We start from the raw sequence: 26,965 nt of genomic DNA on the forward strand, positions 1-26,965 counted from the left end.
CTAAACACTAACCATTAACTATAAAAAAATACAGTCTTACCAATGAATGATTTCTTATATACAATAGACGTTATTTTTTATAAAAAGTTGCAATCTTTAACCCAGTTTAACACATAAATTAACAAATGGGCCAAACACTTGTCATTGGGGCTTCTACAAACCCTGGAAGATACAGCAATATAGCAATTCGTAGATTGGTTGAAAACCATGAGGAAACAACCGCATTTGGGATAAGTAGGGGAACTGTATCAGGAGTACAAATTAAGGACAACTTGGACAATTTTCAAAATATAGATACGGTAACCTTGTATTTAAACCCAAAAAGGCAAAAGGAATACTATCAAAAGATAGTGGATTTAAAACCGCGAAGGGTCATTTTTAACCCTGGTACGGAAAACCCGGAGTTCCAAGAAATCCTTTCAAAGGAAGGTATTGAGGTACAGGAAGCCTGTACCTTGGTCCTTCTCGCTACTGGGCAGTACTGAGGTTTGCTCCCTTTTTCCGAATCAGCCAAAGTCCAAAAAAGGTCAATAGCCCATTTAGCGGTAGAAGTTCATATCCAACCACATATCCGCCCAAATAGGATGCTGGCACATTGGCGACCAATACAATGGTCACTACTGAAAGTAAGGCCACGAGCCAAACATATTTGTCATGGATGGTATGTTTGGTGAAAATACCAAAGGCGAAAAGTCCCAATAGTGGTCCGTAGGTGTACCCTGCCACGGTCAAAAGACTATCGATCACATTGCTGCTCAGAATATATTTAAAGGCAATGATGACCAAGACCAACAATATGCTCATGGCAATGTGGGTACGCTTTCTCACTTTCTTTTGTTCTGCCTCATCCTTTTTCTCCACATTCAAAAAATCCACACAGAAAGAAGTCGTCAGGGAGGTAAGCGCACTATCCGCGCTACTATAAGCTGCAGCAATGAGTCCCAGCATAAAGGTGACCGCGAGTGCAAGTCCCAATCCACCGTTCAGTGCAATTTCCGGGAAAAGTAAATCGGTTTTCGGAGTTCCATCCATTAGGGGGACGGCTATGTTATTTCGTTTGGCGTAAATAAAAAGTAGGGCTCCCAACAGCATGAACAAAAAGGTGGCCCCCACCAAAACAAAACTAAAGGATACCATATTCTTTTGCGCGTCCTTCAATGATTTACAAGTAAGGTTCTTCTGCATCATATCTTGGTCCAGCCCTGTCATACAGATGGTCACGAACATTCCGCCAACAAAGGATTTGATAAAGTAATTTCGGTCCAAAAAGTCATCGGTCTTTAAGAAAGAACTATAGTCCTTAAGTTCATCGGAAGTCAAGAATTCCCCAAAACTCCATCCCAGTGCATCATTGATCAATACAATGGATAGTACTACCGCAATGAGCATAAAAAGAGTTTGCAAAGTATCGGTCCAGACAATGGTTTTAATGCCACCACGGTTGGTATAGAGCCAAATCAACAAAATGGAGATGATCACGGTGAACTCAAACCGCACCCCGAGGTCGTCAAAAACAAACTGTTGCAATACTATGGCCACTAGGTACAATCGGAAAGCGGCACCCAAAACCCTGGAGATGAAAAAGAAAAAGGCCCCGGTTTTATGACTTACCGCACCAAAACGCTCCAACAGATATTCATAAATGGAGGTTAGATTAAGTTTGTAGTAGAGCGGCAACAATACAAAAGCCACCACAAAATACCCGAAAAGATATCCCAGTACCACCTGCATATAGCTGAATTGAATATCTTCTACCCACCCTGGAACCGAAATAAATGTGACCCCGGAAAGCGAAGCGCCCACCATGCCAAAAGCTACCACATACCAAGGAGACTGTTTCCCTGCCTTGAAAAAATCAGCGTTGGAGTCATTTTTACCGGTAAAATAAGAAATTAGTATCAGCACCAAGAAATAGGCACCGATGAGTAGGAGAATTTGTGAGGATGTCATAAATGTATTTTGATTTGCAAAGTACAAAAGTTAATTGGTAACGCTAAAATCGTAATTTTGTTGGAACAATCAAGGCTATGGAATTTTCATCAAAGCTATTGCAGAATGCCGTCCACGAAATGTCCCAGTTGCCTGGCATAGGCAAACGGACCGCTTTGCGGTTGGTCCTGCATCTATTGAAACAGCCCGAAGAACGCACGGAGCACCTGTCCAATGCCCTTGTGAAACTCAAGAGCGAGGTCAATTTCTGTAAAAAATGCCACAATATCTCCGATACGGAGCTATGCGAAATATGCGCCAGCACTAAAAGGGATGGGTCCGTGGTCTGTGTGGTGGAGGATATCAGGGATGTAATGGCCATAGAGAACACCTCGCAGTACAATGGTCTGTACCATGTTCTGGGAGGAAAGATATCCCCCATGGAAGGAGTGGGCCCACAAGACCTGAACATTGCCTCTTTGGTGCAAAGGGTAAAGGAGGGAACCATAAAAGAGCTCATTTTTGCACTGAGTTCCACGATGGAGGGAGATACGACCAATTTTTATATTTATAGGCAATTGGAAGGGACGGAAGCGGCCACCTCGACCATTGCCCGTGGAATTTCGGTGGGTGATGAGTTGGAATATGCCGATGAGGTAACTTTGGGAAGAAGTATTTTGAACCGGGTTCCCTTTGAAAGCTCCATTAAGGCCACTTGATCGTTGTTAATTTGTGCGCATAAATCAATGAAGAGTCGATTTCTTTAGTATTTTTGCAAAAAATAAGTCAATATCACTTCGTTAAATAAGAATATGTCAAAATTTGAATTGAAATTACCGCAGATGGGAGAAAGTGTTGCCGAGGCAACATTGACCACTTGGCTCAAGGAAGTGGGAGACACCATTGAAATGGACGAGGCCGTATTTGAAATCGCCACCGATAAGGTTGATTCCGAAGTGCCCAGCGAGGTGGAAGGTGTGCTGTTGGAAAAACGATTCAATGTAGACGATGTCATTAAAGTGGGCGAAGTGGTCGCCGTGATCCAGGTTGAAGGAGCGGTTGATAGTGACGAAAGTAATTTGGATGTGGTCGATGGGAAAAAAGATGTGGTTGTGGAAGAATCCGCCATGGCCTTGGAAAGCCAAATGGCCCAGGCAAAAGAATCCGTATCGGCCCCTGCACCTGACTTTTCAGGAACAGAACGGTTTTATTCCCCCTTGGTGAAGAACATCGCCAAGGAAGAAGGGGTTTCCATGGAAGAATTGGAATCCATCATAGGCACCGGAAAAGAAGGAAGGGTCACCAAAAATGACATCAAGGCCTTTTTGGAAAACCGCTCCACCAATGGAAGCCATAAACCGGTGGATACACCCGTTAGCGCGCCCATAAAGACCGTTGAGACAGCTCCACAAGAACCAAAGGAAAGCGTGGAAAAACCAAAACCGGCCCCCGTTCCTGTAGGGGCTGGGGACGAGATCATACCTTTGACCCGGATGGGCAAGCTCATTGCCCAACATATGGTGGATAGTCTGGCCACATCGGCCCATGTCCAGAGTTTTGTGGAGGTAGATGTTACCAACGTGGTCAACTGGAGGAACAAGGTAAAGAAGCGCTTTGAAGAGCGTGAAGGGGAAAAACTCACCTTTACGCCAATTTTTATGGAAGCTGTGGCCGTAGCCTTGAAAAAATACCCGCTGATGAACATTTCGTTGGATGGTGACAAGGTCATCAAAAAGAAAAACATCAACCTTGGGATGGCCGCTGCGCTACCTGACGGAAACTTGATAGTGCCCGTTATCAAAAATGCGGACCAACTCAATTTGGTGGGCATGGCAAAAACCGTGAACGATTTGGCCAATAGGTCACGTACCAATCAATTGAAACCGGACGAGATCAAGGACGGTACCTATACCGTAACCAATGTGGGTTCTTTTGGCAGTGTCTTCGGGACCCCCATCATCAACCAGCCACAGGTGGGTATATTGGCCTTGGGGGCCATCCGTAAGATTCCATCGGTCATTGAAACCGACCAAGGGGAATACATCGGTATCCGTAGTAAAATGTTCCTGTCCCATAGCTATGATCACCGGGTGGTGAACGGGGCCTTGGGGGGAATGTTTGTCAAGGCCGTAGCCGATTATCTCGAAGCTTGGGACATGAATAGGGAAATCTAGTCCAAAAAAATAAGGTTTTCTATCAACTATTAGTATTTTAGGGATTCTAATTATTTTACCTACATGAGAATTAAAATCCTACTACGCTGTGCCTTACTAGCTTCATTATGTTGTAATTTTTCTTATGCGCAAAATAATGACGCATATAAAAAAGAATATTTCATAAAAAGAGGGGACACCCTTCCGTATCGCATATTACTACCTAAAAATTACAATCCTGCCGAGAAGTATCCCTTGTTGTTGTTTCTGCATGGTTCCGGGGAACGTGGCAAAGACAATGCCTCGCAATTGATGCACGGGGGAAGTCTATTTGCAGAGGATGAAAACAGAAACGCACATCCGGCCATAGTGGTGTTTCCCCAATGCAGGACCAATAGCTCATGGGCAAGGATAGATGTTGAAGGAGAAGGGGCCGATCGAGAATTTGTGTTTCATGAAAAATCAAAGCCTACCACGGATATGCTCTTGTTGGAAGGGCTTTTAAAATACCTGAAGAAAAACTACAAATTGGAACGGGACCAGCTATATGTGGGAGGCCTTTCCATGGGTGGGATGGGTACTTTTGAGCTGGTACGCCGAAACCCACGGATGTTCGCTGCCGCTTTTCCCATTTGTGGAGGGGCAAATCCTAAGATCAGTAAAAGACTCAGGAAGTTAAGTTGGTGGGTCTTTCATGGGACAGATGATAAAAGTGTACCCGAAAAATATTCGGCCCAAATGGTGGAGGCCATGGAAAAAGAAGGCATCAATGTAAAATATTCCGTTTATCCAGGTGTGGGGCACAACAGCTGGGACAATGCTTTTGCAGAACCCGAGTTGTTGACATGGATATTTTCTAAATCAAAATAAAAAAGTTACATGCAGTTACAATTGACCAAGCCCATTTGTTTTTTTGATCTCGAGACCACGGGAACCAATGTGGCCAAAGACCGAATCGTAGAAATTTCCATCCTAAAAATTTTCCCCAATGGAAACAAGGAAAGTAAGACCTGGTTGGTGAACCCGGAAATGCCCATTCCTCCCGAATCAACGGAAATTCATGGTATATCCAATGAAAAAGTGGCCAATGAGCCTACCTTTAAACAGCTATCCAAGGAAATTTACAAAATGATCAAGGACAGTGATCTGGGCGGATTCAATTCCGATCGGTTCGATATTCCCTTGTTGGCCGAGGAAATGTTGCGTTCCGATGTGGATTTTGATATGAAGAGCATGGTTTCGGTAGATGTGCAGACCATTTTCCATAAAATGGAAAAGCGCACCCTGGAAGCGGCCTATAAATTTTATTGCGACAAGAACTTGGATGATGCCCACAGCGCCGAAGCCGATACCATGGCTACCTATGAAGTGTTGTTGGCCCAATTGGAACGTTATCCGGAATTGGAGAACAACATTAAAAAACTGTCGGAATTCACAACCCGAAAGCAATCCATGGATTTTGCCGGATTTATAGGTATCAATGAAGAAGACCAACCTATTTTTGCCTTCGGAAAACACAAAGGCAAGACTGTGGATGAAATTATGGAAAAAGAACCCGGATACTTTGGGTGGATCCTAAATGCCGATTTTCCGTTATACACCAAAAAAGTACTTACACAGATCAAGTTGAGCAAACTCAACAACAAACTCTCATAAGAGTCAACCTTAAAAAAAACACGCTATGAAATTGATATGTATAGGTAGAAACTATGCTGCCCATATTGATGAGCTCAAAAATGAGCGCCCTGACGAACCTGTGGTTTTCATTAAACCGGATTCTGCCATTTTGCCCAAGGAACAGGATTTTTATATTCCCGAGTTTTCCGATGATGTGCACCATGAGGTGGAGGTCTTGGTGAAAATCAAAAAAGTGGGAAAACACATTGATCCAAAGTTTGCCGGCAATTACTATGATGAGATAGGTTTGGGAATCGATTTTACAGCGCGGGACCTTCAATCCAAATTAAAGGCAAAGGGATTGCCTTGGGAAAAAGCAAAAGGGTTCGATGGCGCGGCAGTGGTTGGAAAATGGTTGCCCAAGTCCCAATTCAAGAATGTGGACGATTTAAACTTTTCTTTAACCAAGAACGGTGAAAAAGTACAGGAGGGAAACACTTCCTTGATGTTGTGGAAGATAGATGAACTCATTGCCCATGTATCCACATATTTTATGCTCAAAAAGGGAGATATTTTGTTTACGGGCACCCCGGCAGGTGTTGGTAAAGTAAGTCCAAATGACTACCTTTCAGGGATGCTTGAAGGAGAGCAACTATTTGAAATTAACGTAAGATAATGATTTACAGCCTCGATAAGATTAATGAAATGGCGGAAGGAGACCAAGATTTCATCAACTCCGTTATTGCCGTTTTTTTGGAAGAAGTCCCAGAAGATTTGGAAGGCTTGGAAAAAGCCATCAATGCAAAGGACTACGAAAATGTATATAAGTTGGCACATAAAATAAAGCCCAACGTTGATATTTTGGGGATGGAACAGACCAGGGAAAGAGCCTTGGAAATTGAAACCTTGGGAAAGAACACCGGTAATTTTGACGAGATTGAACAAAAATTCCCTCTTTTGAAGAAAGACGTTCTCCAAGTAGTATCCGAACTCAAGAACGATTTTAATCTATAGATGCAAGCAGAGATCATCACCATTGGGGATGAAATCCTTATTGGGCAGATAATTGACTCCAACTCCACTTTTATAGCCAAGGAACTGAATAAGATAGGTGTTTCCGTTTATCAGATCACCTCTGTTCAAGACGATAAAGAACATATCCTGAACGCTATGGAGGAAGCAGGAAATAGATCTTCGGTGGTCATCATAACCGGAGGTTTGGGTCCTACCAAGGACGATGTGACCAAACACACCCTTTGCGATTTTTTTGGAGACGAACTCGTTATGGACCAGAAGGTACTGGAACATATTGAAGTGCTGTTTCAAAAGTATATTTCCACACCCATTTCAGAATTGAACCGGAAGCAGGCCTTGGTCCCATCAAGGGCCACGGTGTTGCACAACGCTTATGGTACTGCACCGGGACTTTGTATGGAAAAGGGGAAAACGGTCTATGTGTCACTTCCTGGCGTTCCCATGGAAATGAAGAACCTGATGAGTGCTTCCGTTTTGCCCATGATCATGGAAAAGTTTGATCGCCCCTTCATTTTACATCGAACCATATTGACCTATGGTTTGGGGGAAAGTGCCCTTGCGGAGAAGATAGAGGATTGGGAAGATGGCCTTCCCTCTTTCATAAAGTTGGCTTACCTGCCCAACTTGGGCAAGGTGCGACTCCGACTTTCCGCTAGGGGGTCTGATAAAGACGAAGTTGTTTCTGCAGTGAATGATGAGGTGGGAAAATTATATACCATTATTGGTGATATTATCTATGGTGAAGAGGAAGAGGCATCCGTGGAAGCCCAGATAGCCTCTTTACTTACCGAAAAACATATGACCTTGGCCACGGCGGAAAGCTTTACAGGAGGGAGAATTGCGGAAGAAATTACCTCAATACCCGGGGCATCCCAATATTTTAAAGGAAGTGTGGTGAGTTATGCCACAGAAACCAAAATAAGGTTGTTGGAGGTTCCGGAAGCGTTGATCCAAGAACATTCCGTGGTAAGCGAGGAAGTGGCCATGGCCATGGCCAAAAATGTCAGGAATATCCTGAATACGGATTTTGCCATAGCCACCACGGGCAATGCAGGTCCCACCAAAGGAGATTCCGATGCGGATGTGGGAACGGTTTATGTTGCCATTAGTACGCCCAAGCGTACTTTTGCAGAGAAATTCAATATGGGAAACCATCGGGAACGTGTTGTGGAGAAGTCTGTGAACAAGGCTTTTGAGCTCCTTTTAAAAGAAATTTTAAATTTCTGAAAAAGAATTTTGTACGTCCCATTAAAATGGTATAAATTTGCAGCCTCAATAAAATCACTCAAATAGTTAGGGAGATGTCTAAAGTTTGTGAAGTTACAGGAAAGAAAGTGATGTTCGGGAACAATGTTTCTTTCTCTATCAATAAAACGAAGAGAAGATTCGATGTAAATATTTCCAAGAAGAAATTTTACATTCCGGAAGAAGACCGCTGGGTAACCTTGAACGTGTCGTCCAGAGGGTTGAAGATCATCAACAAAAGAGGAATCTCTGCTGTGTTGAAGGAAATCAATTCCAAAAAGTAAGTAGTCTAAGATCTTAAGTACGATACAATGGCAAAGAAAGGAAATAGGATTCAGGTAATTTTGGAATGTACAGAGCATAAAGAGTCTGGCATGCCAGGTACGTCAAGGTACATTACCACCAAGAACAAGAAGAATACGCCAGACAGGATGGAAATCAAAAAATTCAATCCTATCCTTAAGCGTATGACCGTTCACAAAGAAATTAAATAATAGGTTTTTCAACAGTAGACCTAAAAAATATAAGCCATGGCAAAGAAAACAGTAGCAACCCTTCAGTCATCATCCAAAAGATTGACCAAGGCCATTAAAATGGTTAAATCACCTAAATCAGGAGCATACACTTTTGTAGAATCCGTTATGGCCCCTGAAATGGTCAACGATTGGTTGAACAAGCAATAAGAAGCTTTTTTACGTTTCTTGAACAAAATTAAAAACCGCCTTTAAGGCGGTTTTTTTGTATGCTTTTGTTACTGGAAATTAATCTTTGTTCACTCGATAGGTGATTCTGCGGTTGGTGACCACGGTATTCACTTGAAGTGTCAATGTAGCTGTATTGGATGAAGTATTCCCGCAAATATAGCCATCATTGGTCACGATTACCCGGTATTGGTTATTGTGTTCCGAGGGTGTTGGATTGGTGATGGATAGCGTACTGGTGGTGGTTCCGGAATAAATCCCCGCATCTGTGAGATTGTTCCATGATCCGCCGCTGAACACCTGCCATTGAAATTGATCTCCAGCTGAAGTTACCGATATACTGGTAGAACAGCCGGGGCAAGTGGTTACATTGGCCGGTTGGGAGGAAATACTTGGCGCCGTACCGGCTTCCCTGTAATCGTATGTGGTGTTGGAATCATTGTCTGCTGGGGTGGTATATCCATCCGAACCACTGGTGACCACACCATTCACATCTACGGTTATGGGCAATGGCCCCAGATACCCATCATCATTGTTATCGGTAAAACCAGATTCCACTACATCATTGCAGCTATCCCCATCCGCATCGGTGCTGTAGGGGTCGTAGGTGCCATCGGCATCAGAATCCAATACAGAATAGGTTGGAATGGCATAAACGGTATCATTGTCTTCAATGCTATTATATAGTCCATTGTTTCCGGAACCGGATGTGGCCCCGTCAATGACCCCGTCATTATTGCTGTCGGAAACCCCTCCCAAGTTCAATACTCCAGATTCAACAATATCCAATATTCCATCATTGTCAGAATCCAAATCCACTTCGTTGCTGATACCATCCCCGTCGGTATCGCATATGGCACTGGCAAATAGGTCGCCCGTAAACCCTTCTGGACCGGGTCCCGCTTGGTTGGTCACGGTAAAGGTGTTATTGTTGCCCGGCACCCATGTTATGGTGTTGAACGGTGTGCCCCCTTGGGCCTGCATCAATTCCAAGGAAGTGGAGGAAGTGGTCTTGGTGCCGTACAAGTTGGCTTGACCAAACTCGTCTATGATCAATCGCAGTCTGGGCAATCCGTTGGAGTTGGCTACCCATGGAGAGCTGATAAAGCTACCATCTGATTGAAATACAAAGTATTCTTCACCACCGCCAAGGGCACCATTTTCAAATTCTAAGATAGAAGGGTGCACGGTGGTTCCGTTGATATCCAATTGAAAGGAGTTGTCCATGGACGAAAAGTCGAGCCGTAGATACCCTGTATCGGTATGATTGATGACCACCGAACGTTCACCTACATCGGCCGATACCAAAAAAGAAGCATTGGCTGTGGTACAATATTCCTCTTCATCCGTGATACCATCGTTGTCATCATCCAAGTCCACGGCATCACTGATGCCGTCATTGTCTGTATCTATGACTGGGATTGAGGTGGCCGAGATTTCAACATTGTCAATATAGGCACGGTCGTTGCTTTGACTCCAATCAGCTCCTCCCTTTAAAAATCGTATAGTGGTATTGCTGGATATGTAGCTCGTTATGTCTTGACTAAAAGAACCGCTTGTGGAGCCGGCAAATGTATCCAAAGTGGTATAGGAAGACCCGTCACTGGAAATTTGAATCGCTAGGGTCTCCCCGGATTCAAGACTGGAGGTTTGCCAATCAAAAGTAAGTGTGGCAGCAGTATATCCGCTCAAGTCGGCCCTTCTTCTAATATTTTCGGACCATAAATAACTAAATCGTAACTCGTTTCCGGTTATCCGTATATAGCCACTCGAAGCGGAGTTGTCGTCACCGGATTCTATCCAATTCGTTGCCCAATTTTGGGAGCCATTGTTATTGGAGTAGGATACGGAACTAAAGGTATCAGAAAAGGTGTCTTGTGCGGAAACTGTTATGGAAAACAGGACCGCAGCTATTAAATATAGTTTGTTGTGAGGTTTTTTCATGGTATAGGTTGAGAAACTAAACCAATATAAAAGTAAGGGTGTTGCCATAAGTGTTCTAATATTTGTTGTGTAGTTGTGCATTTCATCGGTAAAACCTTGTCTGCATGAGGTTTGTCAATTTGTGGGGAAGGCTGTATTTAGGGATGTGGGAAATTGGCAAAAGCCATTTTGTTTTAACAAAACTGCCTGTACTTTCCTATCTTTGAGCCTTGGAATGATGTATATCTGATGAGTTTATTCAAAAAAATTTTTTCAAAAGAAAAGAAAGAAACCCTGGATAAGGGGCTTGAAAAGTCCAAAACCAGCTTTTTTGGTAAGTTGGGCAAGGCAGTGGCCGGAAAATCCAAGGTAGATGATGAAGTACTGGATAGTCTGGAAGAAATCTTGGTCACTTCGGACGTTGGGGTGAACACCACCCTAAAGATCATAGACCGTATTGAGGAACGGGTATCCCGAGACAAGTATATGGGGACCGATGAGCTCAATACCATACTCAGGGAAGAAATAGCAGGGCTTTTGTCGGAAACCCATGTGGGTGAGGAAACCGAATTTTCCGTTCCTACAGATAAAAAACCCCATGTGATCATGGTGGTGGGTGTCAATGGAGTGGGTAAGACCACTACCATTGGTAAGCTGGCCCATCAGTTTAAAAACCAAGGCCTGAAAGTGGTTTTGGGGGCTGCGGATACCTTTAGGGCCGCTGCCATAGATCAATTGGAAGTATGGGCAAAACGCGTGGACGTCCCCATCGTTAAGCAAAAAATGGGGAGTGACCCCGCCTCAGTGGCATTTGATACCTTGAATTCAGCCGTGGCGGAAAACGCCGATGTGGTTTTGGTGGACACCGCAGGCCGACTTCATAATAAAGTCAACCTTATGAACGAACTTTCCAAGGTAAAGCGGGTCATGCAAAAAGTAGTGCCCGATGCGCCGCACGAGGTACTTTTGGTATTGGACGGTTCCACGGGGCAGAATGCCTTTGAGCAGGCCAAACAATTTACCAAGGCCACCGAAGTGACCAGTTTGGCGGTCACCAAGTTGGACGGTACTGCAAAGGGCGGGGTGGTCATTGGTATTTCAGACCAGTTCCAGATTCCTGTAAAATACATTGGGGTAGGTGAAGGCATTGACGATCTTCAAGTCTTCAATAAATTCGAGTTTGTGGATTCCTTTTTTAAGATGTAGAGGATATTTATGGGCAAATACGCGGTATATTGTTTTTTGATTCTCGGCTTTTTTTCGTGTAAACCGGAAAAGGCAGAATCCCTCAAAGACAAGGTACTGTGGTTTCCTTACAACGATTCTACGGAAGTGGCCGCCAATGCGGAGCACGAGAATACGAGGATGCGCTACAAGTTCATCCAAAGCAAGGTGTTGGATAAGAATGAGGTGTTTTTGCCCCTATACGATGAGGTTTCCCAATTTGCTGAAGAACGCTACGAAATGATGAAGCCCTTGGTTTTGGAACAAGACATCCCCACCATCCAAAACCATATCGACCAAGGAAAATTCACCTATGAAGACTTGGTATTGTTCTATCTCCACAGAATCTATAAATACGAACTGCCTAACAATACTACTTTAAATACCATCATTGCCTTGAATCCGAATGTGTTGGAGGAGGCACGTGGATTGGATGAAAACCTTGAGATTCACCACCCCATTTATGGAATGCCCATCCTACTGAAAGACAATATTGGGACCTTGGGAATGAAGACCACAGCTGGTGCCGTGGCACTCAAGCAGAACCAGACCGATGATGCCTTCATTGTGGAACGTCTTAAGGCCAATGGTGCCTTGATATTGGGTAAGGTAAACCTTAGTGAATGGGCCAATTATATATGCGAGGGCTGCCCCAATGGCCAAAGTGCGGTGGGAGGGCAAACCCTTAACCCCTATGGGCGAAGGATTTTTGATACCGGAGGGTCCAGTGCCGGTAGTGGAACATCCACAGCCGCCAATTACGCGGTGGGTGCGGTGGGTACCGAAACCTCAGGATCCATCCTTTCGCCGTCTACCAATAATTCCGTGGTGGGCCTAAAACCTACCATTGGCTTGTTGAGCAGAACGGGGATTGTGCCTATATCCAGTACTTTGGATACACCGGGTCCCATGACAAAAAATGTAACGGACAATGCCATTTTATTGGATGCCATGTTGGGAAAAGATGAAAAGGATTCCAAATCAGTGGCCCCCGAACCTGGAATTTTATCCGCGTGGTTAAACCCGGAGCCCCTCCAGGATGTTCGCTTGGGGGTGATGAAGGATTTGTTGGAGCGGGACTCCCTTTATGCCGTTTCGGTAAACCGGTTGAAGGAAGCGGGCGCGCAGATTGTGGAATATGAACCCAATGATGTGGCTTTGGATGGTTTTTTGTCCTTGTTGAACATTGATATGCGTAACGATTTAGTGGCTTATTTGGACAGCCAGGTCAAGGATAGTCTAGTGCAGGTCAAGTCGGTTCGGGATATTGTGAACTTCAACAAGAGGGATTCCTTGGTCAGAATTCCCTACGGCCAAGGTCGTTTTGATGGCATTCTGCAAGATTCCATATCCGAGGAAGACTTTCAGGTCCTAAAGGAAACTTTAAAGGCATCGGGAAAGGAGTATTTCAGCATTATGGACAAGGAAAATCTGGATGCTGTGCTAAGTGTGGGAAGCGGCCACTCCAGTTTGGCGGCAGTCGCGGAATATCCAGCACTGACCATTCCCATGGGCTATCGCAAGGAAGGCAGGCCAACCAACCTGACCTTTATTGGCAAACCTTGGACAGAGGCTCATTTGCTGAGAATTGGCAAAGCTTTTGAAGATTTGACCAAATCAAGAAAAATTCCTGCGGCCTACAAAGACTGATCTTTAGGCTCGGTCTCAGTTCTTCCCACGCCAAAAATCTCCTTATAAATAGATGTAATGCCTTGTGTTGTTGTATTTTTGCACTCCATTTATAGCAACTATGCGCACAAAATCGCTTAAAAAGAACAAAATCAATGTAGTGACACTGGGATGTAGCAAGAATGTCTACGATTCTGAGGTGTTGATGGGCCAATTAAGGGCCAACAACAAAGAAGTGGTCCATGAAGAGGAAGGCAATGTGGTGGTGATCAATACCTGCGGATTCATTGCCAATGCCAAGGAAGAGAGCGTGAACACTATTTTGGAATATGTTCAAAAGAAGGAGGCCGGAGCTGTGGATAAGGTTTTTGTCACTGGTTGTTTAAGTGAGCGCTATAAACCCGATTTGGAAAAGGAAATCCCCAATGTGGACGAATATTTTGGGACCAGCGACCTGCCCAATTTGCTAAAAGCTTTGGGTGCGGATTACAAGCATGAGTTATTGGGGGAACGTTTGACCACCACGCCCAAGAACTATGCCTATTTAAAAATTGCCGAAGGTTGCGATCGTCCCTGTTCCTTTTGTGCCATTCCCTTGATGCGGGGCAAACATAAAAGCACACCCATTGAAGCGCTGGTGGTTGAAGCCGAAAAACTGGCGGCCAAAGGAGTCAAGGAACTTATCTTGATAGCCCAAGACCTTACCTATTACGGGTTGGACCTCTACAAAAAGCGCAATTTGGCAGAGCTTTTACAGGCACTGGTAAAAGTGGAGGGCATTGAATGGATACGTTTGCATTATGCTTTTCCCACGGGTTTTCCCATGGATGTATTGGAAGTGATGCGCAATGAATCCAAAGTCTGTAATTATATAGATATTCCACTTCAGCATATATCCGACGCTATCCTAAAAAGCATGCGAAGGGGGACCACCCAGGCCAAGACCACTAAATTGTTGCAGGATTTTAGGGAGGCCGTGCCCGGAATGACCATTAGGACTACCTTGATCGTAGGCTATCCTGGGGAGACCGAAGCAGATTTTGAAATCTTGAAAAACTGGGTCAGGAAAATGCGATTTGAACGTTTGGGATGTTTCACCTACAGTCATGAGGAGAATACCCATGCCTATTCCTTGGAGGATGATGTTCCTGAAGAAATCAAACAACAACGGGCTAACGAGATCATGGAAATCCAATCCCAGATTTCATGGGAACTCAACCAAGAGAAGATTGGGAAAACCTTCCGTTGTATCATTGATCGAAAAGAAGGCAATTATTTTGTGGGGCGTACAGAGCACGATTCCCCGGATGTGGACAATGAGGTTCTCATTGATGCGGCCCAGCATTATGTGAAAGTGGGTGAGTTTGTGGATATTGAAATTACGGACGCTTCCGATTTTGATCTATACGGGGTCCCCGCAACATCCAAATAGTTACATATTCACAAATTCGAAACCCGACAAAGGGATATCCCTTAGGTCGAACTCGGTTTCATTGAGCAGGATGCCATGCTCCAAATAAGCCTTTAAGTTGGCCAGCCAAAAGGTCCAACCATTGCTACATCCGTGGTGTATATTGAGTTTGTTTTCCTCATCAGTGGGGATTTCAAACTGCCGTAAGGTTAGAAGAACCGCTTTACCATGGTCTTCCAAGCTTATGGAAACCTTGCAGCCCGTGAAGGTGAACTCCAAAAAATCCGTTCCATTGGCTTGCAATACTTTTCCAGTCTCCTTTCCGTCCCAATTGTGCCATTTCCAGATATAATCGTCTCCGGGTTGGATAAAAGTTTCTGGTAAGCGTGGTTTTCCATCCGAAGTATAGATGGCTTCCCTCAAAAACCAAGAACTGATCCCTTCGGAAGTCCCCCAACACCAATACAGCTTTTTCATGAAGGACTTGATAAAAATTTTTTTGTTGAAACAGTCAAAAGTAAGCTTGTTCATCGCTTCCGATTTAGTTCATATTGGTAGAGTTCCCTGCCCAGTTGGGCCAAAAATGGAATGCCCACTTCGTCATATTCGTAGGCATTGTCATTAAAAATACCATCACTATTCACCAAAATGGTGGCCGTGATCATAAAGTCGATGTTGTTTTTGGTGTCCTGAATGTACGCACAGTCCGTTAAAGTGCCATAGGCATAGCCCACCTTATTGTAGATTTTGATGTGGTCCGGTATAGGGTCAAGCTCATCCCCGAACATAAAGAACTTTACATAGCTGTCGTAATATTGTTCCGGGTCATACCCTAGTTTGGCAGGCAAGGTATGCATGGCCTCCAAAAGAAATGCCCGTTGGTCTTCACTTAGGTTGAATTGTTGTTCTTTGGGAAAGGCTTCCGGAAATATGACCCGCTTTAGCAAGGCATGCTGCGCTTGGATAGGATAGTAATTTTTCAAGGAGAAGTCAAAAGCTTCCAATTGCAATGAATCATCCGCATAAAATCCTCTTCCTTTTTTTATCCGGTTCAATGTCATGGGTTGGACTGCCGTGTTGATGATGGGACTGCTTACTGCCGTTGTGGAGTCATTCAAATAAATGACCAAGGGTTTGGTGGTTACGTCATCTGCATTGCCTGTGGACAATCTATGGGCAATACGAATGGGGGCTACACCGCGGTTCTGCATTCTGTTGTTGACACCATCCTGTCCCAAAAACTCTATCAATCGGTTATTGGCGGCATTGTCTGAAACCGCAAAAATTTCTGAAATGGCCTTGGCGAAGGTGGTTTCAACGGAATCCCCCTCAATATAGAATCGGGTGTCCCTAGAAAGGGAGTCCACTTCATTGAGTTTTTCAAGGGCGGCGACCGCAGCGGGAAACTTGACCGTACTGGCCGGATAAAAGTAGTTGTCCTTATCCACCTGAAAATCATGATCGGTAAAAAGAATGCTATCGTTGCGACGGTCTATCTGGGTGTACCGTATTTGGATTTCATGCGCATCCCGTTGATCCATGACCCTTTTGATAAGGGGATTTTCAGACGCTAGGGCAGTTTTGAGGGGGTCAGCGACATTTTTAGTGGTGCAACCCATAAAAATCAGCAACAACGGGAGGGTTCCGATGCACTTTTTGGGTAAGGCGAAAAATGTGCTTTTCATCTCATGGGCTTTTACGGGTTCTCCGTGTAGATCTCGCCGCGATGGGGCCTTAGAAGACTTCGAACCTTTTTTACATTTTGTTCGGTTATGACCATGTACACGATACTGTGCGATGGGCTGTATTGTTCCACACCAATTTGCTCAAAGGGAACCTTTTCCACAACGGCAAATTCTTTTAGGTGTATTTGATAATGTTCGGCGGTATGTGCTGCACTGGGACCTCTAAAATCCCAAATGGCCCTAATTTTTCTGTCCAATGTTTTTTCCATGGTTATGAGTCAAGAACGGATATTCCTTTTTCGGCAAAGGCCTTGAAATCCTGCATGTAGGTCAAGGATTGTTTTTTAAAAGCTCCCGGCATTAAAAAGCCCATGATTTTCATGCCCAATCCAGAGAATTGAAATTCACTTTCTGAAACCCATTTGGTTTGCCCATCCACTTCATGGAAATAGTTTTTTTGGATATTGTGCACGCCTTTGGTGTCATAAAAGGTATGGAGTTCGTCCGGTAAGTTGCGTTTTATGATGGTTTCCACCATTTGGAGGTCACGTTTTCCCATTTTATAGGTGAGGCTCATTTGAGCTCCTTCCAATCCTGGTTTTGCGGAGAGTTGCTCGTAACCCACAAGGCCTTTTTGCCAATGCTTCATGTTCTCGGGGTCGTCCAATTTTTTAATGAACTCATCACGTGGTAGGTCCACGGTAACTTCTGTAGTGTACTTCATTCTGTCTGGTTTGTGCCAAGATACTAAATTATCCTTGTCTTTGCCCGCATACTAAAAATCTGTTAATGAGAAAGGAACCTACTTGTACGGGATGTTGTATTTGTTATTTTTGCGCAATGCATATGCTCCAAAAAAACATTCTGTACCTACTTTGCTGTACATCGGCAGTGTTGATTTCCTCATGCAGTTCCTTTTTTAAGGAGCAAGAAGAAAGGGAACCTTTGGCCCGGGTAGGGGACACCTATTTGTACAGGGAAGATGTTGCTGCTTTGGTTCAAGACGATATGTCGCCCGAGGATAGTACCCTGTTTGTGACCAACTATATCAACAATTGGGCTTCAAAGCAATTGTTGTTGTCCAAATCAAAGATCAATCTTCCAGAGGAAAAATTGGCCGAGTTTGACCGACTGGTCTCCGACTATCGCGCCGATCTGTATACCAGGGCCTATATCGAAGCTCTGGTGCTTCAGGCCAAGGACACTGCGGTAACCCGTTCCCAGCTGGAACAGTATTACGAGCGGGAAAAGGAAAACTTTAAACTCAACGAGAAACTGGTACAGCTCCGTTTCGTGGGCATGCCCAACCAATTTTTGGATTTGGACGGGGTAAAGACCCGGATTCGGAATTGGAAAGATTCGGACAAACGCTACTTGGATTCCATTGCGGTGCAGTTCAAGAAAATGCATTTTAACGATTCCATTTGGGTAAGCGCCTCAAGGGTTGTGGAGGAAATACCGCCCCTAACACCATCAAATGAGACCTCGTACTTAAAAAAATCACAATTTTTTGAGCTGCAAGATTCGTTAGAAGTATATTTGGGGATGGTAACCAATGTTCTGGAAGTCAATGATACAGCACCTTTTGAATATATTGAACCGGATATCCGCCAGTTGATTTTGAACCGACGGCGATTGAACTACATAAAAAAACTGGAAACCGAAATCATAGATGAAGCCATTAAGAAGAAAGAATTTGAGGTTTATGAAGACAAAAACTAGAATAGTATGGGCCTTGGCCTGTGTTGCATCATTGGGACTTGTACAAGCCCAAGAAATGGACGAAGCTTTGGGAACCGTTCGGGATACTACAAATTCTTCCAACAAAGTAAAATTGGATGGAATTGCCGCGGTAATTGGGGATTATGTGATTTTGGAGTCCGATATCGATAAAACCCTGATCGACCTAAAAAGTCAAGGAGCGTCCACCCAGGATATAACCCGTTGTGGCCTTTTGGGAAAACTTATGGAAGACCGTCTGTACGCCCACCAGGCCGTGCAAGACAGTTTGTTGGTTTCCGATGATCAGGTAAATGCCCAAAGCGATAGACAGATCCAACAATTGATAGCCCAAGTGGGTTCCATGGAAAAAGTATTGAAGTTCTACAAGAAAACCGATATTGAGAGTTTTAGACAGGAACTTTTTGAAATCAATAAACTGAACATGCTGTCTGAAAAAATGCAGAGCAGTATTGTTGAGGAAATTGAAGTGACACCGGAAGAAGTACGTCAGTTCTTCAATAAGATACCCGAGGACGAGAGACCTGTTTTTGGAGCTGAGCTGGAAATCGCCCAAATTGTGAAACAACCTACGGCACCGGAGGAAGAGAAACAAAAGGTGGTAGACAGATTGAAGCAGATCAAGCAGGATATAGTGGAAAACGATGCCAGTTTCAATGTAAAGGCCATATTGTACTCCCAAGACCCAGGATCAAAATCCAATGGCGGTTTTTACAGTATGACGCGTGAAACTCCCTTTGTCAAAGAATTCAAGGATGTGGCTTTCAGCCTTCGGGAAGGGGAAATATCCGACCCTTTTGAGACCGATTTTGGATACCACATCATTTATGTTGAAAAAATCAGGGGACAGGAATTGGACTTGAGGCATATTCTTTTGATTCCTGAAGTGCCTAAGAGTGCCGTAGAGAAAGCGGTAAAGGAGCTGGATAGCATTAGACAACATATTTTGGATGGAAAGTACACCTTTGCGGAGGCCGCCCTGAACTTTTCGGATGAAAAAGAGACCAAGTTTGATGGAGGCCTTCTTCGAAACCCCATCAACTTCGACTCTCGTTTTGAGTTGACCAAGATGGATCCAGCCCTCTACAACCAGGTAAGGGATATTAAGGATGGTGAAATTTCACGACCACTACGGGAAGATGATCCCAGGGGAGGTGCCCCTAAGTTCAAGATCATGAAGATTTCCAATCGGTATGATGAACACAAGGCCGATTTCGCAAAAGATTACCTTAAAATACAGGAACTGGCCCTACGTGAAAAGCAGTTCAAGGCCATTAAAAAATGGATGGACGAGCATATTGAGGACACTTATATCCATGTGAACACAGAAAGCAAGGATTGCGATTTTGCAAACAACTGGGTAAAGGAATAAGTGCATGTCTGACGTAACTGCTGTTGAAAATCTAGTAAAAAAACACCAAGAACTTAAGAAGGAAATTGCCAAGGTCATTGTGGGCCAAGAGCAGGTAATTGAACAGATACTGTTGTCCATTTACACTGGAGGACATTCCCTTTTGATTGGTGTTCCCGGCTTGGCAAAGACCTTAATGGTCAATACCATTGCGCAGACCTTGGGACTCGATTTTAAACGCATTCAGTTTACGCCAGATTTAATGCCCAGCGATATTCTGGGGAGTGAGGTTTTGGACAAGGACCGTAACTTTAAATTTATCATGGGCCCTGTTTTCGGCAATATCATTCTAGCGGATGAAATCAACCGTACACCACCCAAAACGCAGGCAGCCCTATTGGAAGCCATGCAGGAACGGGCGGTGACCATTGCCGGAAAGCAGCACAAACTCAACAAGCCCTATTTTGTATTGGCGACCCAAAACCCGATAGAACAGGAGGGGACGTATCCTTTGCCAGAGGCTCAATTGGACCGGTTTATGTTTGCCATTGAGTTAAAATACCCATCCATTGAGGAAGAAATCCAAGTGGTGAAATCCACCACAACGGATGATGAGGTGGAAATTAAAACCTTGTTCAACGCCGAAGAGATCATTGAAGTACAACATTTGGTGCGTAGAATCCCCGTTGCGGACAATGTGGTGGATTACACGGTTCGATTGGTGCACAGCACCCGACCGGGTATGGAAGGCTCTTCGGACTACGTGAACAATTATGTGGACTGGGGCGCGGGACCAAGGGCTTCCCAAAATTTGGTATTGGCCGCCAAGGCCCATGCAGCCATTCACGGCAAGTTTTCTCCGGACATTGAGGATGTAAAGGCAGTTGCCGTTGGCATACTTCGCCATAGAATCCTTAAAAACTACAAGGCGGAAGCCGAAGGTATTACCGAAGAGAAAATAATATCAGAATTGTTATAAATAACAAATCTTCTAACATTATTTAGATCAATTCTAATTCCAAAATACTTAGCATTTTAGTAAATTTACCGAATTACTAAAATCTTAAAATTCATTTAATAGAATGGCATTTGATATAGACATGATTAAGGGTGTCTACGCTTCCATGGGGGAGCGTGTGGACAAGGCCCGGGAATTGGTTGGTAAACCGTTGACTTTAGCTGAAAAAATATTGTATTCCCACCTTTGGGATGGTACACCCACCACAAAATTTACCCGTGGTAAAGATTATGTTGATTTTGCTCCAGATAGAATCGCTTGCCAAGATGCGACTGCCCAGATGGCATTGCTTCAATTTATGCAAGCAGGAAAAGATAAAGTAGCTGTTCCAACAACCGTGCACTGTGACCACTTGATTCAGGCCAAGGAAGGTGCAGCCACCGATTTAAGACATGCCAACGAGACCAGTAAGGAGGTTTTTGATTTCTTGGGCTCGGTTTCCAACAAATACGGAATCGGATTCTGGGAGCCAGGAGCTGGTATTATCCACCAAGTAGTGCTTGAAAATTATGCCTTCCCTGGGGGGATGATGATTGGTACCGATTCCCATACCGTAAACGCAGGTGGATTGGGAATGGTGGCCATCGGTGTTGGTGGTGCTGATGCTGTTGATGTTATGGCCGGTATGGCTTGGGAGTTGAAATTCCCAAAATTGATTGGTGTAAAATTGACTGGTAAACTTTCTGGTTGGACCGCTCCAAAAGATGTTATCCTAAAGGTTGCTGAAATCCTTACCGTAAAAGGAGGAACAGGAGCCATCGTAGAATATTTTGGCCCAGGTGCTACTTCCATGTCCTGTACTGGAAAAGGAACCATTTGTAATATGGGTGCTGAAATTGGCGCTACCACTTCCACTTTTGGTTACGACGAGTCTATGGAGCGCTACTTGAGAGCTACCGATAGGGAAGATGTTGCCGATGCAGCCAATGAGGTAAAAGAATACTTGACCGCAGACCCAGAGGTGTATGCCAATCCAGAGCAATATTTTGATCAGGTTATTGAAATCAACTTGACAGAATTGAAGCCATTGTTGAACGGACCTTTTACGCCAGATTTGGCTACCGAAGTAGGTACCATGACGGAAAAGGCGCAAGCAAACGATTGGCCATTGGCCGTTGAGTGGGGATTGATAGGTTCTTGTACCAACTCTTCTTATGAAGATTTGTCCAGAGCATCTTCAATCGCGCAACAAGCCTTGGATAAAAAATTGAAGACCAAAGCCGAATTCGGGATCAACCCAGGTTCTGAGCAGGTAAGATATACCACCGAGCGTGATGGAATTTTGGAAATCTTTGAAAAGTTGGATGCCAAGATTTTCACCAATGCTTGTGGGCCATGTATTGGTCAGTGGGCACGTTACAAAGACCCAAAGAATGCACCAAAGAACAGTATTGTGCATTCCTTCAACCGTAACTTCGCCAAGCGTGCCGATGGTAACCCTAACACACACGCTTTCGTGGCTTCTCCGGAAATGACTGCTGCAATTGCCATTGCAGGACGTTTGGACTTCAACCCATTAACGGACACCTTGATCAATGAAGATGGTGAGGAAGTAATGTTGGATGAGCCAACAGGATGGGAATTGCCACCAAAAGGATTTGAAGTAAAGGAAAACGGGTATGTTGATCCTTTGGAAGATGGTAGTGGTGTAAATGTGATCGTTGCTCCAGATTCTGAGCGTTTGCAATTGTTGACACCTTTTGAGCCAATTACTCCAGCAAGTCTTCAAGGGATGAAGTTGTTGATCAAAGCTTTCGGAAAATGTACCACGGATCACATTTCTATGGCTGGACCATGGTTGCGTTACAGGGGACATTTGGACAATATCGCCAACAACACCTTGATAGGTGCCGTGAATGCCTTCAACCAAAAGACCAACTTTGTTAAAAATCAGTTGACAGGTGAGTACGGAGGGGTACCGGATACGCAACGTGAATACAAAAAAGCGGGAATCAAAACCATTGTTGTGGGTGACCATAACTACGGAGAAGGTTCTTCAAGGGAGCACGCTGCTATGCAGCCTCGTCACTTGGGTGTTGCTGCTGTTTTGGTGAAATCCTTCGCAAGGATCCACGAAACCAACTTGAAAAAGCAAGGAATGTTGGCCTTGACCTTTGCCAATGAGAGTGATTATGATTTGATTCAGGAAGATGACACCTTCAACTTCTTGGACATTGACCAATTTGCTCCAGACAAACCATTGACCATTGAGGTGGTACATGCCGATGGAAGCAAGGATACCATCATTGTCAACCATTCGTACAACAATGCCCAGATTGCATGGTTTAATGAAGGTTCCGCATTGAACTTGATCAAAAAGGAGAATGCCTAAATTATTTTTTAGATAATTCAAGAAAACTCCTGATATTGTTAAAATGTCAGGAGTTTTTAATTTTAACCAAATCCCCCAGAATGAAGATCAGTAAAAAAACTATTCTCAATATTGTACTGATTTTGTTCATACTTTCCTTTTTTGTGACCCCATTGGGGCACTATGGAAAGATTTTTCTCAATCGGATACTTGCGTTCTCCCCTACGGTGATAGAACAGTCGCAAAGGCAGGTTATAACTGATTATGACTGGAAACTGAAGGATGAGGAGTGGAACATTTTCAATTTTGAAAAGTCCAAGGGAAATGTGGTCTTCATTAATCTTTGGGCATCGTGGCGCTTACCCAGCGAAGCTGAATTGGGGAGTGTCCAGGAGTTGTATGACCAGTATAAAGGCAAAATGGACTTCTATATCATTACCAATGAGAATAGGCCACCCGTGGAAGCTTTTATAGAAGAACACGGATTTACGTTTCCAGTAACCTATTTGATCATTGGGGAGAAAATGCCCATAGACCCCCAAAAAGTTCCTTCATCGTATTTGATTGATAGATCAGGGCATATTGTCATTCATCAAAAAGGTATTGCGGATTGGAGCAATCGGAAATTATACAAAGTGTTGGATACACTGATAGAAGAGTAGATGCAGAATGAAATTTTCCAAAGAACAGATCGGTAACGGAATATGGTTGTTGGCCATTGTCTTGATTCTTTTTACCCCGATTGGGTTTCATGCCCGGGTGCTCGTAAACAAGATTAAGGTGTTTGTGATGAGTGCCGATGAAGTGGACATGGATGAGCAAAAGACCTTGACGAACTATCGTTGGGGGCTTATGGATGTTAAGGGCCAACGCATCAATTTTGATTCTTTTAAAGACCAAGTGGTCGTGGTGAATATCTGGGCCACATGGTGCCCACCTTGTGTAGCGGAATTGCCCAGCTTTGTGGACCTCTATGGGGATTATAAGGATAAGGTGGTATTTGCCTTTGTGGCGAATGACGATACAGATAAGGTGAAGCAGTTCTTGAATAGGAAGGGGTATAAGCTACCGGTCTATTTTCAAGCCACGTCCACACCCACGGAATTGGTTTCCAAAAGCATCCCAGCTACATATATTATCAGTAAGTCGGGAAAGATTGTGGTCGATGAAAAAGGAGCGGCCGATTGGAACTCCCAAAATACAAGGGAATTGCTGGACCGCCTTATTTTGGAGTAGTTTGTTGGTTTTTGAAATATTTAAAGGGCACTAACAACATTCCAAAACATTCCCCATCTTCCTTCCCCAAGTGTTTGTGATGCATTTTATGGGCCCGTCTTACCCCCTTGGCATACCAATTATTGGCATTTCGGAACAATTTGAACCGCTGGTGGATAAAAATATCGTGCACCAAAAAATAAGCTATGCCATAGGCCAGGATTCCGAAGCCCAAGGGCCATCCATACCAAAATGAAGTGTAGTTGCCCAGAAAGAACAACGTCATGCTTACCACCGCATAAAAAATAAAAAAGGCGTCATTCCGCTCAAACCAAGAGTCATGGTCTTTTTTATGATGGTCTCGGTGGAGGGACCACAAAAAACCGTGCATCACATATTTATGGGTAAACCAAGCCATGAATTCCATAAAACAGAAGGTGGCCAAAAAAAGGAATATCCAGAGCGCTATTTTCATTTATACCAGTTGAAGTTTATAGTTGAGGTAGGAGTGGGCCAAAAGTCCGAATTTTTGATAATTGGGCACTCTAATCCGAGTGTTCTTGATCTCAAGGGAAGGTGTTCCATGTAGTTTTTGCAACAATTTTTTATAGTACCGATATGCGGTATATACCCCAAACTTGGCCTGCTCCGGTAATTTAATGATACCCGAGTATCCCACGGCCAGATCGGCCTTGATCTCGTTGATGATTCTTTTCTTGGAAACTTCGTCCAGTTCCAGCAGATTGGTGTTGGGAAAATAGGTCCGGTCCAAATCTTCGAAATCCGCTTTTAAGTCCCGTAAAAAGTTGATTTTCTGGAAAGCGGAACCCAGCGCCATGGCCGATTCCTTGAGTTCCTCATATTTTTCCTTGTCGCCATGTACAAAAACACAGAGACACATCAGTCCTACAACATCCGCTGAACCATAGATGTATTCGCGATATTCATCAAAGGAAACATAGGTTTTCTTGGTCAGGTCCATCCGCATACTGTTCATGAACGATTCCACCAAATGATGCGGGATTTCATATTTATGATAGGTATGTTGAAAGGCATTGAGGATAGGGTTCAGGCTTATCTTATGGGCAATGGCATGTTCCATGTCCTTTTCAAAATTGGCAAAAAGCTCTTCCTTGTCGTAATCATGAAAGGTATCCACAATTTCATCCGCAAAGCGCACAAACCCATAAATATTATAGATATCCGCACGAATGGATGGGGCCAACATTTTAGTGGCCAAGGAAAATGAAGTGCTGTAGGATTGGGTCACAATCTTGCTACAGTGGTAAGAGACATCGTCAAAAATAGATTTCATTTTACTACGTTTTTAATGATTAGATCAGATACCAATTTTCCTGAGATCAGGGAAGGGGGCACTCCTGGTCCCGGTACGGTAAGCTGACCGGTAAAAAATAAATTTTTTACCCTGCTACTTTTGAGGTTAGGTCTTAAAAATGCAGTTTGCCGTAGGGTATTGGCCAAACCATATGCATTTCCTTTATAGGAATTGTACTGCTCCACAAAATCGTTTACACAGAAACTTTCCTTAAATATAATCGAATTTTTTACATTTTGTTGGGTTCGCTTTTCGAACCTATCCATCACAATATCAAAATATTGCTCCCTTAGTTCAGGGGTATCTTCCAATCCTGGGGCAATGGGTACCAGAAAGAATCCCGTCTCACAGCCATTTGGGGCCATGGAGGCATCGGTGGCCGAAGGGAAGTTGGCATAGAACAAAGGTTCACTGGGCCACTGGGGCGTATCGTAAATTTCTTGGGCATGTTTTTCAAAATCCGTATCGAAAAAGAGATTGTGGTGCTCTACATGCTCCAACTTTTTCCGAAAACCAATATAAAAGAGTAGGGAAGAAGGGGCGTAGGTCTTATTTTCCCAGTACTCCTCTGAATATTGTCGGTGTTTTTGGTCCAACAAGGTTTCGGAATGATGGTAGTCTGCGCCACTGACCACATAATCTGCAAGATGGTTGTGGCCCTTGCAACGTATGCCAATGACTTCTTTGTCCGATACCAAAATTTTGGACACGGGGCTATTGGTATGTATGGTAACCCCCAATTCCTCGGCCAAACTTTTCATGGCCTTGATAATTTCGTACATGCCACCCTTGGGATGCCAGGTGCCCAGACCGAAATCTGCAAAATTCATGAAATTATAGAACGATGGTGTCTTACTCGGCTTGGCCCCCAAAAAGAGTACAGGGAATTCCAAGGTGGAGATCAACTTAGGATTTTTAAATCGTTTGCGAACCTCTTGACTGATGCTCTTAAAGAACTGGTCTACCCTGAGCACGGTTTCCTTGGTCACCAGCTCCAGTGGTGAAAGCCCGGGCCGAAGCACTACTTTGTTAATGGCAATTTGGTAGTTTTCCTGTGCCTGTGAAATAAAATGTCTCAGATGTTCACTGCTACCTTGTTCTATTCGTTCAAACTCCTGACATATTTTCTCCATGGTATCCCCAATGGTCAAGGTGTCGTCCTTGAAAAACACCTTGTAGGCAGGGTCCAACCGGTCCAATTGGTAGTAATCTGTGGTTTTCTTACCAAAATCGGCAAAGAATTTCTCAAAAATATCCGGCATCCAATACCAGCTGGGACCAATGTCAAAAGTAAACCCCTCCTTTATCATCTGTCTTGCCCTACCGCCAACGGTATCGTTTTTTTCAAAGACTTCCACTTCCAGACCCGCTTTTGCCAAATAGCATGCAGCGGAGAGGGACGAAAAACCGGAACCTATGACAATGGCTTTTTTCATGGGATG

General features: G+C 44.0%; 29 protein-coding genes. 20 read left to right on the forward strand and 9 right to left on the reverse strand.

The genetic code is table 11. The features are described from left to right. Positions 1 to 125 precede the first annotated feature (125 nt). Positions 126 to 485 (forward strand): CoA-binding protein, encoded by a 360-nt coding sequence (locus ACPD8L_RS16890; protein ID WP_421808940.1) that lies wholly within the window; start codon positions 126 to 128, stop codon positions 483 to 485. On the opposite strand, the gene ACPD8L_RS16895 is transcribed toward ACPD8L_RS16890, so the two are convergent. Beyond that, entirely contained in the window at positions 469 to 1,950 is a 1,482-nt protein-coding gene (locus tag ACPD8L_RS16895; protein ID WP_421808941.1) for a sodium:solute symporter, read from the reverse strand. The genes ACPD8L_RS16890 and ACPD8L_RS16895 overlap by 17 nt on opposite strands. A gap of 77 nt (positions 1,951 to 2,027) precedes the next feature. Between ACPD8L_RS16895 and recR the strand changes: the two genes are divergently transcribed. The 10 genes from recR to ACPD8L_RS16945 all read left to right on the forward strand — a co-directional run bounded on the left by recR (position 2,028) and on the right by ACPD8L_RS16945 (position 8,662). After that, on the forward strand, positions 2,028 to 2,648 hold the full coding sequence (gene recR / locus ACPD8L_RS16900) for a recombination mediator RecR (protein ID WP_421808942.1): 621 nt from the start codon (positions 2,028 to 2,030) through the stop codon (positions 2,646 to 2,648). Between the two features lie 93 nt (positions 2,649 to 2,741). Beyond that, positions 2,742 to 4,103, forward strand: a complete 1,362-nt coding sequence (locus ACPD8L_RS16905) for a dihydrolipoamide acetyltransferase family protein (RefSeq protein WP_421808943.1) — start codon at positions 2,742 to 2,744, stop codon at positions 4,101 to 4,103. 63 nt (positions 4,104 to 4,166) lie between these two features. Continuing rightward, a complete protein-coding gene (locus tag ACPD8L_RS16910) occupies positions 4,167 to 4,952 on the forward strand; it encodes a carboxylesterase family protein (protein WP_421808944.1) in 786 nt (261 codons plus the stop codon). A 9-nt stretch (positions 4,953 to 4,961) separates the two neighbouring features. After that, positions 4,962 to 5,738: an exonuclease domain-containing protein gene (locus ACPD8L_RS16915; protein ID WP_116219399.1), complete on the forward strand. Its 777-nt coding sequence runs from the start codon at positions 4,962 to 4,964 to the stop codon at positions 5,736 to 5,738. A gap of 25 nt (positions 5,739 to 5,763) precedes the next feature. After that, entirely contained in the window at positions 5,764 to 6,375 is a 612-nt protein-coding gene (locus tag ACPD8L_RS16920) for a fumarylacetoacetate hydrolase family protein (protein WP_421808945.1), read from the forward strand. Beyond that, the gene (locus tag ACPD8L_RS16925; protein ID WP_116219401.1) at positions 6,375 to 6,713 is read left to right on the forward strand and encodes an Hpt domain-containing protein; all 339 of its coding nucleotides are present in this window, start codon (positions 6,375 to 6,377) and stop codon (positions 6,711 to 6,713) included. The genes ACPD8L_RS16920 and ACPD8L_RS16925 overlap by 1 nt, the downstream gene beginning before the upstream one ends. Next, entirely contained in the window at positions 6,714 to 7,961 is a 1,248-nt protein-coding gene (locus tag ACPD8L_RS16930; RefSeq protein WP_421808946.1) for a competence/damage-inducible protein A, read from the forward strand. 74 nt (positions 7,962 to 8,035) lie between these two features. Then, positions 8,036 to 8,263: a 50S ribosomal protein L28 gene (gene rpmB / locus ACPD8L_RS16935; protein ID WP_116219403.1), complete on the forward strand. Its 228-nt coding sequence runs from the start codon at positions 8,036 to 8,038 to the stop codon at positions 8,261 to 8,263. A gap of 27 nt (positions 8,264 to 8,290) precedes the next feature. Beyond that, complete coding sequence (gene rpmG, locus ACPD8L_RS16940; RefSeq protein ID WP_031444791.1) at positions 8,291 to 8,473, forward strand: 50S ribosomal protein L33; 183 nt, start codon at positions 8,291 to 8,293, stop codon at positions 8,471 to 8,473. A gap of 36 nt (positions 8,474 to 8,509) precedes the next feature. Further along, positions 8,510 to 8,662 (forward strand): DUF4295 domain-containing protein, encoded by a 153-nt coding sequence (locus tag ACPD8L_RS16945; RefSeq protein ID WP_116219404.1) that lies wholly within the window; start codon positions 8,510 to 8,512, stop codon positions 8,660 to 8,662. A gap of 78 nt (positions 8,663 to 8,740) precedes the next feature. Here ACPD8L_RS16945 and ACPD8L_RS16950 read toward each other — a convergent pair whose 3' ends face one another. Beyond that, positions 8,741 to 10,624 carry an immunoglobulin domain-containing protein gene (locus ACPD8L_RS16950; protein ID WP_421808947.1) on the reverse strand — a complete coding sequence of 628 codons (1,884 nt, stop codon included), beginning with the start codon at positions 10,622 to 10,624 and terminating at the stop codon, positions 8,741 to 8,743. 228 nt (positions 10,625 to 10,852) lie between these two features. Between ACPD8L_RS16950 and ftsY the strand changes: the two genes are divergently transcribed. The 3 genes from ftsY (at position 10,853) to rimO (ending at position 14,888) form a co-directional block, all read left to right on the forward strand. After that, positions 10,853 to 11,809 carry a signal recognition particle-docking protein FtsY gene (ftsY, locus tag ACPD8L_RS16955; RefSeq protein ID WP_423944807.1) on the forward strand — a complete coding sequence of 319 codons (957 nt, stop codon included), beginning with the start codon at positions 10,853 to 10,855 and terminating at the stop codon, positions 11,807 to 11,809. 9 nt (positions 11,810 to 11,818) lie between these two features. Continuing rightward, on the forward strand, positions 11,819 to 13,477 hold the full coding sequence (locus ACPD8L_RS16960; protein ID WP_423944810.1) for an amidase family protein: 1,659 nt from the start codon (positions 11,819 to 11,821) through the stop codon (positions 13,475 to 13,477). Positions 13,478 to 13,577: 100 nt separating this feature from the next. Continuing rightward, on the forward strand, positions 13,578 to 14,888 hold the full coding sequence (gene rimO / locus ACPD8L_RS16965) for a 30S ribosomal protein S12 methylthiotransferase RimO (RefSeq protein ID WP_423944812.1): 1,311 nt from the start codon (positions 13,578 to 13,580) through the stop codon (positions 14,886 to 14,888). On the opposite strand, the gene ACPD8L_RS16970 is transcribed toward rimO, so the two are convergent. The 4 genes from ACPD8L_RS16970 to ACPD8L_RS16985 are packed head-to-tail and all read right to left on the reverse strand — an operon-like array spanning position 14,889 to position 17,276. Next, positions 14,889 to 15,398, reverse strand: a complete 510-nt coding sequence (locus ACPD8L_RS16970) for an SRPBCC family protein (RefSeq protein ID WP_423944815.1) — start codon at positions 15,396 to 15,398, stop codon at positions 14,889 to 14,891. Then, positions 15,395 to 16,552, reverse strand: coding sequence for a serine hydrolase (locus ACPD8L_RS16975; RefSeq protein ID WP_423944817.1), 1,158 nt, complete (start codon positions 16,550 to 16,552; stop codon positions 15,395 to 15,397). Before ACPD8L_RS16975 ends, ACPD8L_RS16970 begins: the two co-directional genes overlap by 4 nt. An 11-nt stretch (positions 16,553 to 16,563) precedes the next feature. Continuing rightward, a complete protein-coding gene (locus ACPD8L_RS16980; RefSeq protein ID WP_423944820.1) occupies positions 16,564 to 16,821 on the reverse strand; it encodes a hypothetical protein in 258 nt (85 codons plus the stop codon). 2 nt (positions 16,822 to 16,823) lie between these two features. Continuing rightward, a complete protein-coding gene (locus ACPD8L_RS16985; protein ID WP_116219410.1) occupies positions 16,824 to 17,276 on the reverse strand; it encodes an SRPBCC family protein in 453 nt (150 codons plus the stop codon). A gap of 122 nt (positions 17,277 to 17,398) precedes the next feature. Between ACPD8L_RS16985 and ACPD8L_RS16990 the strand changes: the two genes are divergently transcribed. From ACPD8L_RS16990 to ACPD8L_RS17015, 6 genes are all read left to right on the forward strand, one after another. After that, the gene (locus tag ACPD8L_RS16990; protein ID WP_421808953.1) at positions 17,399 to 18,274 is read left to right on the forward strand and encodes a peptidyl-prolyl cis-trans isomerase; all 876 of its coding nucleotides are present in this window, start codon (positions 17,399 to 17,401) and stop codon (positions 18,272 to 18,274) included. Further along, positions 18,258 to 19,664, forward strand: a complete 1,407-nt coding sequence (locus ACPD8L_RS16995; RefSeq protein WP_421808954.1) for a peptidylprolyl isomerase — start codon at positions 18,258 to 18,260, stop codon at positions 19,662 to 19,664. The genes ACPD8L_RS16990 and ACPD8L_RS16995 overlap by 17 nt, the downstream gene beginning before the upstream one ends. Before the next feature lie 4 nt (positions 19,665 to 19,668). Continuing rightward, positions 19,669 to 20,622 (forward strand): AAA family ATPase, encoded by a 954-nt coding sequence (locus tag ACPD8L_RS17000; RefSeq protein WP_423944824.1) that lies wholly within the window; start codon positions 19,669 to 19,671, stop codon positions 20,620 to 20,622. Between the two features lie 103 nt (positions 20,623 to 20,725). After that, on the forward strand, positions 20,726 to 22,993 hold the full coding sequence (locus ACPD8L_RS17005; RefSeq protein ID WP_116219414.1) for an aconitate hydratase: 2,268 nt from the start codon (positions 20,726 to 20,728) through the stop codon (positions 22,991 to 22,993). 80 nt (positions 22,994 to 23,073) lie between these two features. Continuing rightward, on the forward strand, positions 23,074 to 23,634 hold the full coding sequence (locus ACPD8L_RS17010) for a TlpA family protein disulfide reductase (protein WP_423944828.1): 561 nt from the start codon (positions 23,074 to 23,076) through the stop codon (positions 23,632 to 23,634). A 7-nt stretch (positions 23,635 to 23,641) separates the two neighbouring features. Next, positions 23,642 to 24,208, forward strand: a complete 567-nt coding sequence (locus ACPD8L_RS17015) for a TlpA family protein disulfide reductase (protein WP_421808958.1) — start codon at positions 23,642 to 23,644, stop codon at positions 24,206 to 24,208. On the opposite strand, the gene ACPD8L_RS17020 is transcribed toward ACPD8L_RS17015, so the two are convergent. From ACPD8L_RS17020 to ACPD8L_RS17030, 3 genes are read right to left on the reverse strand one after another with little or no spacing between them, the layout of a single operon-like run. Then, positions 24,195 to 24,662, reverse strand: a complete 468-nt coding sequence (locus ACPD8L_RS17020; protein ID WP_116219417.1) for a sterol desaturase family protein — start codon at positions 24,660 to 24,662, stop codon at positions 24,195 to 24,197. The two genes, ACPD8L_RS17015 and ACPD8L_RS17020, sit on opposite strands and share 14 nt — an antisense overlap. Further along, the gene (locus ACPD8L_RS17025) at positions 24,663 to 25,502 is read right to left on the reverse strand and encodes a phytoene/squalene synthase family protein (RefSeq protein WP_423944833.1); all 840 of its coding nucleotides are present in this window, start codon (positions 25,500 to 25,502) and stop codon (positions 24,663 to 24,665) included. Continuing rightward, positions 25,499 to 26,959, reverse strand: coding sequence for a phytoene desaturase family protein (locus tag ACPD8L_RS17030; RefSeq protein WP_116219419.1), 1,461 nt, complete (start codon positions 26,957 to 26,959; stop codon positions 25,499 to 25,501). Before ACPD8L_RS17030 ends, ACPD8L_RS17025 begins: the two co-directional genes overlap by 4 nt. Positions 26,960 to 26,965 lie beyond the last annotated feature (6 nt).

This window comes from Flagellimonas algicida (assembly GCF_049629585.1).
Lineage (GTDB): Bacteria > Bacteroidota > Bacteroidia > Flavobacteriales > Flavobacteriaceae > Flagellimonas.

Excerpts from the sequence above, each read along its gene's own strand:
- ftsY (WP_423944807.1), top strand. The coding sequence starts at position 10,853 with ATGAGTTTATTCAAAAAAATTTTTTCAAAAGAAAAGAAAGAAACCCTG.
- ACPD8L_RS16975 (WP_423944817.1), bottom strand. The coding sequence starts at position 16,552 with ATGAAAAGCACATTTTTCGCCTTACCCAAAAAGTGCATCGGAACCCTC.
- ACPD8L_RS17000 (WP_423944824.1), top strand. The coding sequence starts at position 19,669 with ATGTCTGACGTAACTGCTGTTGAAAATCTAGTAAAAAAACACCAAGAA.
- ACPD8L_RS16945 (WP_116219404.1), top strand. The coding sequence starts at position 8,510 with ATGGCAAAGAAAACAGTAGCAACCCTTCAGTCATCATCCAAAAGATTG.
- ACPD8L_RS16910 (WP_421808944.1), top strand. The coding sequence starts at position 4,167 with ATGAGAATTAAAATCCTACTACGCTGTGCCTTACTAGCTTCATTATGT.
- ACPD8L_RS16915 (WP_116219399.1), top strand. The coding sequence starts at position 4,962 with ATGCAGTTACAATTGACCAAGCCCATTTGTTTTTTTGATCTCGAGACC.
- ACPD8L_RS16970 (WP_423944815.1), bottom strand. The coding sequence starts at position 15,398 with ATGAACAAGCTTACTTTTGACTGTTTCAACAAAAAAATTTTTATCAAG.
- ACPD8L_RS16920 (WP_421808945.1), top strand. The coding sequence starts at position 5,764 with ATGAAATTGATATGTATAGGTAGAAACTATGCTGCCCATATTGATGAG.
- recR (WP_421808942.1), top strand. The coding sequence starts at position 2,028 with ATGGAATTTTCATCAAAGCTATTGCAGAATGCCGTCCACGAAATGTCC.
- ACPD8L_RS17005 (WP_116219414.1), top strand. The coding sequence starts at position 20,726 with ATGGCATTTGATATAGACATGATTAAGGGTGTCTACGCTTCCATGGGG.
- ACPD8L_RS17010 (WP_423944828.1), top strand. The coding sequence starts at position 23,074 with ATGAAGATCAGTAAAAAAACTATTCTCAATATTGTACTGATTTTGTTC.
- ACPD8L_RS16930 (WP_421808946.1), top strand. The coding sequence starts at position 6,714 with ATGCAAGCAGAGATCATCACCATTGGGGATGAAATCCTTATTGGGCAG.
- ACPD8L_RS16960 (WP_423944810.1), top strand. The coding sequence starts at position 11,819 with ATGGGCAAATACGCGGTATATTGTTTTTTGATTCTCGGCTTTTTTTCG.
- ACPD8L_RS17025 (WP_423944833.1), bottom strand. The coding sequence starts at position 25,502 with ATGAAATCTATTTTTGACGATGTCTCTTACCACTGTAGCAAGATTGTG.
- ACPD8L_RS16895 (WP_421808941.1), bottom strand. The coding sequence starts at position 1,950 with ATGACATCCTCACAAATTCTCCTACTCATCGGTGCCTATTTCTTGGTG.
- ACPD8L_RS17020 (WP_116219417.1), bottom strand. The coding sequence starts at position 24,662 with ATGAAAATAGCGCTCTGGATATTCCTTTTTTTGGCCACCTTCTGTTTT.
- ACPD8L_RS17015 (WP_421808958.1), top strand. The coding sequence starts at position 23,642 with ATGAAATTTTCCAAAGAACAGATCGGTAACGGAATATGGTTGTTGGCC.
- ACPD8L_RS16990 (WP_421808953.1), top strand. The coding sequence starts at position 17,399 with ATGCTCCAAAAAAACATTCTGTACCTACTTTGCTGTACATCGGCAGTG.
- ACPD8L_RS16890 (WP_421808940.1), top strand. The coding sequence starts at position 126 with ATGGGCCAAACACTTGTCATTGGGGCTTCTACAAACCCTGGAAGATAC.
- ACPD8L_RS17030 (WP_116219419.1), bottom strand. The coding sequence starts at position 26,959 with ATGAAAAAAGCCATTGTCATAGGTTCCGGTTTTTCGTCCCTCTCCGCT.
- ACPD8L_RS16985 (WP_116219410.1), bottom strand. The coding sequence starts at position 17,276 with ATGAAGTACACTACAGAAGTTACCGTGGACCTACCACGTGATGAGTTC.
- ACPD8L_RS16980 (WP_423944820.1), bottom strand. The coding sequence starts at position 16,821 with ATGGAAAAAACATTGGACAGAAAAATTAGGGCCATTTGGGATTTTAGA.
- ACPD8L_RS16950 (WP_421808947.1), bottom strand. The coding sequence starts at position 10,624 with ATGAAAAAACCTCACAACAAACTATATTTAATAGCTGCGGTCCTGTTT.
- rpmB (WP_116219403.1), top strand. The coding sequence starts at position 8,036 with ATGTCTAAAGTTTGTGAAGTTACAGGAAAGAAAGTGATGTTCGGGAAC.
- ACPD8L_RS16995 (WP_421808954.1), top strand. The coding sequence starts at position 18,258 with ATGAAGACAAAAACTAGAATAGTATGGGCCTTGGCCTGTGTTGCATCA.
- ACPD8L_RS16925 (WP_116219401.1), top strand. The coding sequence starts at position 6,375 with ATGATTTACAGCCTCGATAAGATTAATGAAATGGCGGAAGGAGACCAA.
- rimO (WP_423944812.1), top strand. The coding sequence starts at position 13,578 with ATGCGCACAAAATCGCTTAAAAAGAACAAAATCAATGTAGTGACACTG.
- ACPD8L_RS16905 (WP_421808943.1), top strand. The coding sequence starts at position 2,742 with ATGTCAAAATTTGAATTGAAATTACCGCAGATGGGAGAAAGTGTTGCC.
- rpmG (WP_031444791.1), top strand. The coding sequence starts at position 8,291 with ATGGCAAAGAAAGGAAATAGGATTCAGGTAATTTTGGAATGTACAGAG.